Here is an 8,331-nt window from a genome sequence, read left to right as displayed (position 1 = left end):
CGCGTGCCCACCCCCACCCGGCACACGGCCTCCGGCACTGGCGGCCCCGCGGCGCGGACACCCCCACCGCGCCCGGGACCGCCCGCACAACCCGGCCGCCGGGCCGCGGCGTGCCGGGCCGGGCGCCGGGTCATGAGCATCGTCATCGACCACTTCACGACTGCTTCGCTGCTGGCCGGGAGGGTCTCGTAGTCGCGGGCTGGGCGGCGTGAGCGGTCCGAGTCGGAAGATCTCCTTGAACCGGTCGAGCGTTTCGTCGTCGACCTGGGCAAGGAAATCGTCGAGGCGGCGTCCGGCGTTGTCACCGGCGGGGCGGGGCCGCGGGATGACGGCAGGGGTGTGCCCCGCGTCTATCCCACGGCCAGAAGAGGGAACGGGGGTCAGCCTGCCGCGATCACGCCCGAGATCCAGTTCTCATGCGCCGCCGCGCTCGGCATCACGTTGGGGCTGACACCGCAGCCGTCGACGCTGCGGCTTTCCAGGGCCACGAGTTCCCAGCGGCCGTCCCTCCACCGCACCGCGGGAGTACCCGAGTCACCCGAGCAGTTGCCGGTGGCGGGGTTCTTCTTGTCGTCCACGCACAGGTCACCCTCGGTGAGGTCGTATATCCCGCCGATCACGCACTTCGCGTCACCGATCACCCGGGTGTCCAACTGGTTGAGGAGCACGGGGGCCTCGGTCTGCCCCACGGCGGTGATGCCCCAGCCGAGCACCCGCATCCGATCCCCCGGCTCGGCCTCCTCGTCCGCGATGGGCAACGGCGCCTGGTCGACGGGCTGGTCTAGCTTGAGCAGCGCGACGTCGGACTGCCTGTCGTTCGGCGTGTTCCAGTAGTCCGGGTGGACGTGCACCTCGGTGACGCGAGCCGTGCTTCCGCCGCTGGTGCGGTCCTTGGAACCCACCCGGACGTCGAACAGAGCCGGGTCGTAGGGCTGGCTGGCCGACTGGTTGTAGACGCAGTGGGCGGCCGTCAGCACCCACTGCTCGTCAACCAGCGAACCCCCGCAGCGGAACCGGTGCCGACCGTCCGGATCCCAGTTCAGCGCGGTGATGAAGGGGAAATCCCCGACGGCCGGCTTCCCGCCGATGATACCCGGCGGCGCCTCGTCCGCCTGAGCCCCGCCCTGGAAGGCTGTCAAGGCGCCCGCGGTCAGCGCCACCACCAAAGCGCCACGGATCATTAGCCTTTTGCTCATTCCTGGGTTCTCCTGTCACTCGTTGCAACCCACGCGTGAAGTCACTTATGGGTATGGCGAATTTGCAGAGGCGCGACCAATGCGGTCGTCTCCCCGCGCAGTGGACAAGACCCACCTGCTCGAACGAGTTCCCCGTCACGCGGGGGTCCGCAGGCGAGATCGCATCGTCAAACGAGCGCTCTCCAGGGACGACGCACTCGGCCCGCCCTTGTGCTCGCTGAACCGCAATGCGGCTCTGAGATCGGAACTGGCTTTGCTGTGCTGGGAATTGATGCACCAGGACGCGGTCGACGTCTTGTCCGACAGCGATTCAGCCACGTCAACCCCGGTCATGACAAAGGCAGTTGGCCCATCCGCGCATATTGGATACTGGACCGCGCCGATCCATCACACTCGCCCGCCGAAGTCACCAACAACCGCTTATTGTAAGGGTGTTCACCGTCGCATACTGAACGCCCAGGCTGCTTGTCGTCTCGCCTCAGGCGAGGCTGCGGGGGTGGCCGTCAACCCCGAATCGGACCCAGTCGAACCCCACTCCGGAACCACACACGCCGCGTGCCCCCGCAGGGGATGCAGTCGTTCGCGACACCGCGGCGCGCTGCTTCACCCGGCCCACCCCACCGCCGCCAACACATTCGCCGCGCTGCAGCCACCACCGAGCGGCACTGTCCCGGCCGAAACACCCTGGACGACCGCCCACCGCCCGCCCCACCCGACTCCTCGTCATACGAGCATGGCGCGGGGGACCCCCACGTGCGGCTACCGTCGCATCCACGGCGACTCACCCTGCTCAAGATCCGCATCACCGCGTCCGCGGTCTGGGAATCCTCAAGAACGCCGGCCTCGATCCCGCGCCCGGGGCGGCGCCGCGATCTGGGCCGTGTTCCTGCGCTCCCAGACTGAGGCGACCCTCGCCTGCGACTGCTTCGGAACCGTCACGCTTGACGGGCAACGCCCGTGCCAACTCGCGGATATCGAACACGCCAGCCCCCGCATCCGGTTGCTGGAGGACTCCACGCGCCCCACCACCGGGTGGGTGACTCAGGCTGCAATGTGCCTGTGCAGTAATGACGAAAGAGGCCGGAGCTCGGGAGCGGTTTCGTCAGCGGGCTCTTCGGTGGCTGCGGCGGGCACGTTCCATGCGGCGGCGGTGTCCAGGACTGCGCGCAGTTCGAGGAGTTCGCGCATGGCGGTGGCGTCCCGGCCTTGTCGGGACGGTGCAGGTGGGCGGCGGCACGCCACGCCGTTCGTACGCTGCTCTTGCCGTCGTCCTCCAACTGGGCGAAGGAGAACACCCGGGCAGCCACGTCGGCACGATCGACGGAGGGCCGGGGGCAACTGGCGTGGGGCCTTGAACTGCTCCCATTCGCGTTCCCACGCCCTTCTTCGGCGCCCCAACGTCGGTCCCCACGGCGGCGCCGCGCCTCCTGGGCAAGCCACTTCGCCTGGCGTTCCGCCTGGCCGGCACCGAATCGCTCCCAGGACTCGCGTGCGCCTCTTGACGTGGCCGACGCGGCGACCACGTCAAGACCCGGCGGCCATCAGGCGTCGGCGTTTCCTTTCGTCCCCTGTTCTGCCGTCGCCGGAGAAGGGAGTGGTTCCAGGTGGATGCGCGGCAGTCGGATCAATTGGCGGGGTAGTCGCCAGTTGCGGTCGCCCAGGATGTGCATGACGGCCGGTACGAGGACGAAGCGGAGTAGGAAGGCGTCCAGCGCCACCGCCACGGCGAAGCCGATGCCGATCTGCTGGAACAGCAGTTCGCCGCCGAGTGCGAAGGAGCCGAATACGGCGATCATGATGACCGCGGCGCCGGTGATGACGCCGTTGACGCGGCCCATGCCGTCGCGTACCGCCCGGGCGTTGTCGTGGTGGGTGAGCCATTCCTCCTGGACGCGAGTGAGCAGGAAGACCTGGTAGTCGGTGGACAAGCCGAAGACGATCGCGAACATCATGACGGGTACGGCGAACGACACGGGGGCTGGCGGCAGCCCCGTCAGGCCGTGTTTGAACACGAAGCCGACCACGCCGAGGGCAGCGCTGATTGACAGCAGGTTCAGCACGGCGGCGGTCAGGGGAATGGCCAGCGAGCGGAACAGAAGCAGCAGTAGTACGAAGCCGATCGCGAGAACGACCGCGATGAAGGGCAGGAACCGGCTGCCGAGCTTCTCCGACAGGTCGATGAAGCCGGCCGTCGGGCCGCCGACGTGTACGTGCACGCCGGTTTCGGCGGTGGCGCGCGGGATGACCGTGTCGCGCAGTCGGTGCACAAGGTCAGCGGTGGCCGCGGCCTGCGGGGACGTCGTGGGGGTGACGGACAGCACGGCGACGGTGCCGTCGGGGTTGACCCGCGGCACACCGACCGAGGCGACGCCGGTGTCGGCGGCGATGGTGTCCGCCAGGCTGGTGAGCACGCCGGGGTCGGACGGGGCCGGGAGGGTGGCGACGAGTTGCAGTGGGCCGTTGAACCCAGGACCGAACCCGTCGGCGAGCAGGTGGTAGGCCTTGTAACTGGTGGATGAGGGCGGGTCGGTGCCGGCGTCGGGATTCCCCTGGTGGAGATCCAGGACCGGCAGCGAGAGCAGGACCATCAAGGCGAGCACCCCGGACGTGGCGACCCATCGGCGGCGTTGGATCAGGCGGGACCAGGCGGCCGACCGCGGCGAGATGCCCGTCGACCGGGTCACGCGCCGGCCCGGGACGCGGAGGCTGTTGACCCGGTGCCCGAGCAGGGACAGCACCGCGGGCAGCAGGGTGAGCGCGGCAACCATGGTGAAGAACACCTCGACCGCGGACGCGACCGCGATGCCGCTGGTGATGCTCACCCCGAACAGCAGCAGCACCAGGAGGGCGAAGACTACGATGCCGCCGGCGAACAGAACCGCCCGCCCGGCGGTGTTGACTGCCTCGGCGGCCGCCTTCCTCGGATCGGCGCCCTCGGCGAGCAGGTCGCGGAAGCGGGAGACGATGAACAGCGAGTAGTCGACGCCGACTCCGAGCGCGATCATGGACGCGATCGCCTCGCTGGAGGTGCCGAGGTCCATGACGTGGGTGATCAGTGCGTTCACGCAGAAACCGGCCCCGAGCGCCACCAGGGCGGTGAGCAGCGGCATCAGCATCGCCGTGACGGACCCGAACAGCAAGAGCAGGACCAGGACGGGGGCGGCAAGCCCGATGGCCAGCAGCGGGCCGGGGCCGGAGGACGCGGACTGCTCGATCGCCTGCCCGCCCAGCTCCACCTCGAGTGCGGGCGCGCGGGCGGACTGCGCGGTCTCGATCACCCGGGAGACCGCCTGCTTGGGTAGCTCGTCGGCCGTCGCGTCGAAGGTCACAGTGGCGAAGGCGGTCTTGCCGTCCTTTGAGATCGCCTGGTCGCGGTTGGCGTAGGGGTCGGTCACGCTGACGACGCGGGGCAGTTCCGCCACCTGCTTGAGCATCGGCTGCACGCGGTCGCGTGTGGCCGGGTCGGTGAGGGCGCCGGAAGTGGAGTGGATCACGATCCGATCGACGTCGCCCGCGGCAGTGGGGAAAGCGTCCCGGGTGATGGCCTGGGCGGTCTGGGAGTCGGATTCGGGGAGGCTGATGCTGTTCTTGTAGTCCTGTCCCCCCGCCAGCGTCGCCACCCCTGCCAACAGGAGGAGCAGCGCAACCCAGGCGCCGATGACCCACTTCCGGTGTCGAACCGACCATTGTCCGAAGACCCGCATCAGCCGCTCCTAACTAGACGCTGAGTTCTCTATTGCGGGTGAACCGTAGCATCATTAGAGAACGCCTGGTTCTCTGGTCGTAGGAGGCGGTGTACCCGCAAGGCGCGATCCTGGAGCGGAGGGGGATGGCCTTGCTACGGTGCTCCCCATGGCCGATCACAGGAAGGGGCCGCGTCGTCGCGGCGAGCTCCTGCAGTCGGCGATCCTCGACGCGGCGCTCGCCGAGCTCGCGGAGGTCGGCTACTGGCGGGTGACGATGCAGAGCGTCGCCGCCCGGGCCCACACCAGCAAGGCCTCGCTCTACAAGCGCTGGCCCAACCGGGCCGAAATGGTCGTGGCCGCGCTGCGCCACCGCGGCGGCGGCGGGCCCGTGGCGACGCCGGACACCGGCAGCCTGCGCGAGGATGTCCTGTGTGTGCTGCGCCGAGGCGCGGAGAGCCTCAACGGGTTCTTCGGGGAGGCCGCCCGCGGGCTGATGGCCGAGAACCTGACCAACCCCGAGGACACCGCGAACCTACGCGCCCACATGTTCACCGGCCGCGACAAGCTGATGCGCGAGATCCTGGAACGCGCCGCCGCTCGCGGCGAGATCCCCGCCGGAGTGATCACGCCACGCGTGATCGGCTTCGCACCCGCGCTTGTCGACCACCATTTTATGATCTATGGCGCGCCGATCCGCGACGAGGTGCTCACCGGCATCGTGGACGATCTTCTGCTCCCGCTGCTGATGCGAGACTGACCCACGATCGAGGAACTGGTCGGCGTGCCGGACTCGAGCGCCGGCCATGGCCGATAGACCACAGCTGGCACCACCACCCCGGCCGCCCGAACCAGCCCCCGCGGCATCAACGAAATCCTCGGCTCAAGGCCCCGGCCCGCGGCGTTGGCCGCCACACGCTGTGCGAACCGGCGTCGATGCGGCCCGTCTCGCCGACGGTCGTGTCGTCTATCGGCCGGGGGTTGCGGTGCCGGGTTGCTCGGCGAGGCGCTGTTTGGCCTCGTTCCAGGTGATGGGCAGTTCCCCGCTGCCGGCTTCCCAGAAGACATGGGTGAACGACCGCATTGCCGGACGCATCGCGCGCATCGCGTCCCCGTGCGGGTCTGCCTTGGCGTACCGGTAGAGGCTGTCGCGGTTCTGCCACGCGGAGAGGGTGTAGAAGACGCGTCGGAGGGGTTGCGCGATCAGCGAGGCACCGTATGCCCCGGGCGCGGTCTTGATCTGGTTCCACGAGGACATCGACTTGACGAGGAAGGCGGGAACGTGTGTGAGGGAGGTCAGTTCGAAACGGGACGCCATGACCAGGACCTGCGTGTGCGCGGGCGCGGGGTTGGGGGTGATCCAGCGGAGCGTGGGCACGGGGATGCGCCTTTCAGGACGGGTGTTCGCGTTGGTTGACGGTCGGGCTGTCGTCGCGGTCAACGGGCGGTGAAGAACAGCCCGGTGCGGGCATGCCGGGCAGAGACGAAGAATCCGCCGGCGGCCGTCCGTGTCTCGATGCCGCCTCGTTCGGCGAGGTCGCGAGCGACGGCGAGGTTCTCGACCGCGACGGTCATGGCGGCCAGGTAGGAAGGCGCGGGTGCGGGTTCGCCCGGGATGACGTCCTGGGTGTGTGTGGCCCGGACGATGCGCAGCTGTGCGTGCGTGGTGTTCAGCACGGCCAGCGGCCCGTCGCGTTCCGGGGTGGTCTGCAGGATGAGGCTGTATCGGTCGGTGATCACGTCGAACACACTGTCGTCGGCGACGATCAGCACCGCTTCGAGGGCGCGGGCGGTGTTCGGGTGCTGCAGGTAGCGCGGCTGGTGCACGTAGTTCCGCGTGAGGTGCTGGGCGACGCCCACATACCCTTCGGACGTGGTGCGGGGGTCCATGTGCACGGCGCGGGCGCGCACGGTCCGCGCGCCTGCTTCAGTGTCCACGTCGCGTGCCAAGTCCAGCACGCCTGACGTGCGCAGGCCCCCGGCGACCAGCCTGCGGTCCGTCGCCTCGGCGTCGTCGGTTTCCAGGTTGAGCAGCCGGAACCCTTCGTACTCGTCGGCCATCGCCTTGGTGTGCCACGGGTCGGGCGCGGACTCGTCGACGATGCCGAGCAGTTCGATGTACGCCCCGCCGAATAGCGCGCACCGGTTCGCGGTGCAGCCCGGCGTCGGCGCCGCGCCGGGCGTTGCGGCCAAAAGGTGCCGCGAGCGCGGGCTGAGCGTGAAACCGAGTGCGGTGTACGCAAGCTCCAGCGCGCCAAGGTCACGTGTGAGGATGCCGGCGTGGTGGATGCCGTGGATGTCTCGTCGCATGGGCGGGATGCTGCCGCTCGGCTGCCCGTGCTGTGCCCAGCAGGGGCAGCGGGGGCGGAATCCGACGTTGTTCTACGCTGACCGGGTGGATTCGGTCACGCTGGACAGGCTCGACGTGAAGCTCATGCACGCGCTTCAGGTCGACGGCCGCGCGCCGTTCTCCCGTATCGCCGAGGTCTTGGGGGTCTCGGACCGCACGGTGGCGCGCCGATACGGCAGGCTCAGCACCGCCGGGACCGCGCGTGTGGTCGGGGTGGCCGCCAGTGACCTGACCGGGCTCGCGGAATGGCTGGTGCGGCTCCGGGTCCTCCCCGCGGACGCGGTCGTGGTCGCGAGTGCATTGGCCCGGCGCCCGGACACCGCCTGGGTGACCGTTGCGGGCGGCGGCACCGAGATCGTGTGCATCTTCCGCGTCGCCGGGGAAGGCGTGCCGCCCTTGGACGCCTTCGACCGCGCCCGGACCGTCACCAAAATCGACGCCTATCGTCTGCTGCGTCCGGTCATGCAGCACCGCAGATGGCGCGGACGCACCTCGGCACTCACCGACGACGAGATCGCCGCCCTCCTACGCCCGGGTGCCCCGCTCCCGGGCGCGGACGACGAGCCCGTCCCACTCACCGCTTTGGATCAGCGGCTGCTCGGGGTGCTGGCCGTCGACGGGCGGACGGCCTATCCCGAGCTCGCCCGCCGCGTCGGCTGGTCAGAATCCGCCGTCCGCCGCAGCCTCGAACAGCTCCGTCGCACCCGCGTCCTGCACTTCGACGTCGAGGTCGAGCCGAGGCTGTTCGGCTTCACCATTCAATGCCTGCTCTGGCTGAACGTCGCACCCGCCCGCGCCAACCACGTCGCCCACGCCCTCGCTTCGGACGCCGAAGCGGCCTACGTCGCGACGACCACCGGCCCCCACAACATCGTCGCCATTGCTGTCTGCCGGAATTCCAAAGCCCTCGACACCTACCTCACCGACCGGATCGGCTCCCTCGGCAGCGTGCACACGATCGAGACAACACCCGTCAACGCCTATACCAAACGCGCCGCCCCCGCCCCCATCACCGCCCGTTGACGCTCCGTCAGGCCCCACTGCCGTCAGCAGCAGCGCCGGATGGCCCGTCGTCACCACCGCGACCAGCAGGCTCACGCAG

Annotated in this window: 7 protein-coding genes; 3 read left to right on the top strand and 4 right to left on the bottom strand. The window is 69.4% G+C overall.

The features are described 5' to 3' along the window. The coding region (locus ACWD12_RS39365) for a hypothetical protein (RefSeq protein ID WP_450103672.1) at positions 1–192 on the top strand (192 nt) is incomplete at its 5' end. Between the two features lie 188 nt (positions 193–380). Here ACWD12_RS39365 and ACWD12_RS39360 read toward each other — a convergent pair. Both ACWD12_RS39360 and ACWD12_RS39355 read right to left on the bottom strand, forming a co-directional pair. Beyond that, entirely contained in the window at positions 381–1,196 is an 816-nt protein-coding gene (locus ACWD12_RS39360) for a S1 family peptidase (protein ID WP_450103671.1), read from the bottom strand. Positions 1,197–2,737: 1,541 nt separating this feature from the next. Beyond that, positions 2,738–4,900, bottom strand: coding sequence for an MMPL family transporter (locus ACWD12_RS39355; RefSeq protein ID WP_450103670.1), 2,163 nt, complete (start codon positions 4,898–4,900; stop codon positions 2,738–2,740). Between the two features lie 148 nt (positions 4,901–5,048). Here ACWD12_RS39355 and ACWD12_RS39350 point away from each other — a divergent pair, with 148 nt between their 5' ends. Beyond that, positions 5,049–5,639 (top strand): TetR/AcrR family transcriptional regulator, encoded by a 591-nt coding sequence (locus tag ACWD12_RS39350; protein ID WP_450103669.1) that lies wholly within the window; start codon positions 5,049–5,051, stop codon positions 5,637–5,639. 207 nt (positions 5,640–5,846) lie between these two features. Here the strand turns inward: ACWD12_RS39350 and ACWD12_RS39345 are convergent, their stop codons facing one another. Both ACWD12_RS39345 and ACWD12_RS39340 read right to left on the bottom strand, forming a co-directional pair. Beyond that, positions 5,847–6,257 carry a DUF3291 domain-containing protein gene (locus ACWD12_RS39345; protein ID WP_450103668.1) on the bottom strand — a complete coding sequence of 137 codons (411 nt, stop codon included), beginning with the start codon at positions 6,255–6,257 and terminating at the stop codon, positions 5,847–5,849. Between the two features lie 59 nt (positions 6,258–6,316). Continuing rightward, positions 6,317–7,189, bottom strand: a complete 873-nt coding sequence (locus tag ACWD12_RS39340; RefSeq protein ID WP_450103667.1) for a VOC family protein — start codon at positions 7,187–7,189, stop codon at positions 6,317–6,319. Positions 7,190–7,274: 85 nt separating this feature from the next. Between ACWD12_RS39340 and ACWD12_RS39335 the strand changes: the two genes are divergently transcribed. Then, entirely contained in the window at positions 7,275–8,252 is a 978-nt protein-coding gene (locus ACWD12_RS39335; protein WP_450103666.1) for an Lrp/AsnC family transcriptional regulator, read from the top strand. The last annotated feature ends 79 nt before the right edge of the window (positions 8,253–8,331 follow it).

It is taken from the genome of Streptodolium elevatio, assembly GCF_053592165.1.
The sequence above is the reverse complement of the archived record's forward strand: the minus strand, read 5'-3'. Positions and strand labels throughout refer to the sequence as shown.

What these genes read in the sequence shown, in the direction of transcription:
- ACWD12_RS39350 (WP_450103669.1), top strand. Translation starts at nt 5,049, where the DNA reads ATGGCCGATCACAGGAAGGGGCCGCGTCGTCGCGGCGAGCTCCTGCAG.
- ACWD12_RS39360 (WP_450103671.1), bottom strand. Translation starts at nt 1,196, where the DNA reads ATGAGCAAAAGGCTAATGATCCGTGGCGCTTTGGTGGTGGCGCTGACC.
- ACWD12_RS39355 (WP_450103670.1), bottom strand. Translation starts at nt 4,900, where the DNA reads ATGCGGGTCTTCGGACAATGGTCGGTTCGACACCGGAAGTGGGTCATC.
- ACWD12_RS39340 (WP_450103667.1), bottom strand. Translation starts at nt 7,189, where the DNA reads ATGCGACGAGACATCCACGGCATCCACCACGCCGGCATCCTCACACGT.